The following is a 938-nucleotide window of genomic DNA, read 5'->3' as shown; positions in this document are numbered from 1 at the left end:
CTGATCCGACGGGCCGGGCTGTCACAAGTGACGTTAGTGAGGACGGCCGTCATGACGGGCCCATAAGCGGCATTGAACACTTCTTCAAGAGACTATTCGGCGGCGACGACGAACCTGAGGAAATCGGCCACTATCACGAAGCCGTTCGTCGAGGAGGCACATTACTTTCCGTGGAGGTCCACGACGAGGCATCGGTGGAGCGGGTGCGGGACGCACTGTATGCATCTGGCGCGGTCGACATCGACTCGCGCGTGGCCCAGTGGCGTAGTAGCGGATATACGGGCTACGACCGCAATGCACCGGCCTACACCGCAGACGAAATCGCGGCCGAGCGTAAAGCTTTTCCGGTCGTCCAGGAAACGCTGGGTCGGCAAGCGCGAAGTGCACACGGGCGGCGTTCGCGTGTATTCCCGCGTGACGGAAACGCCGGTCAGCGAGTCAGTCAATCTGCGTGAAGAACGCGCGACCATTGAGCGCAGGGCCGTGAACCGACCGGCGACCGCGGCCGATCTCAGGGAAGGCTCCGTTGAAATCCGCGAGACCCAAGAGCAGCCCGTGGTCGCCAAAACGGCGCGTGTTGTTGAAGAGGTGGTGGTGGGCAAGGAAGCGTCAACCCGGACCGAGACCGTCAACGATACGGTTCGAAGCACTGAGGTAGACGTCGAACGAACGGAAGGTGCGGACCCCGCCGTCAACCCGGTCAATAAGCCGCCGCTTTGAAACCGGTAAGGGGGATGAGCACGAGACGGCCGCGCCGTCTCACCGCGCCGTCCCCTTTTTCTCGTCTACCATCAGCGCCTGCGTTTGGAGGAAGCCATGGCAAACACCGACCACGAACCGGTCGACTCCCTGATCACGGAGAAGGCCGACACTCCCTATGAATTTCCGACCAGCTCAAATCACGGCGCGTCAGGAGAAGACACTCAGCCGCCCGCGAC

Annotated in this window: 1 protein-coding gene and 1 pseudogene; both read left to right on the top strand. The window is 62.0% G+C overall.

Translation table 11 applies throughout. The features are described 5' to 3' along the window. Nucleotides 1-455 (top strand): annotated as a pseudogene (locus tag AWB74_RS48140) (YsnF/AvaK domain-containing protein); the annotation flags it as partial. Continuing rightward, nucleotides 403-720, top strand: a complete 318-nt coding sequence (locus AWB74_RS48135; RefSeq protein ID WP_235024971.1) for a DUF2382 domain-containing protein — start codon at nucleotides 403-405, stop codon at nucleotides 718-720. The pseudogene AWB74_RS48140 and the gene AWB74_RS48135, both read left to right, overlap by 53 nt. The last annotated feature ends 218 nt before the right edge of the window (nucleotides 721-938 follow it).

The organism is Caballeronia arvi (assembly GCF_001544695.2).
GTDB classification, from domain to species: Bacteria; Pseudomonadota; Gammaproteobacteria; order Burkholderiales; family Burkholderiaceae; genus Caballeronia; species Caballeronia arvi.
The sequence above is the reverse complement of the archived record's forward strand: the minus strand, read 5'-3'. Positions and strand labels throughout refer to the sequence as shown.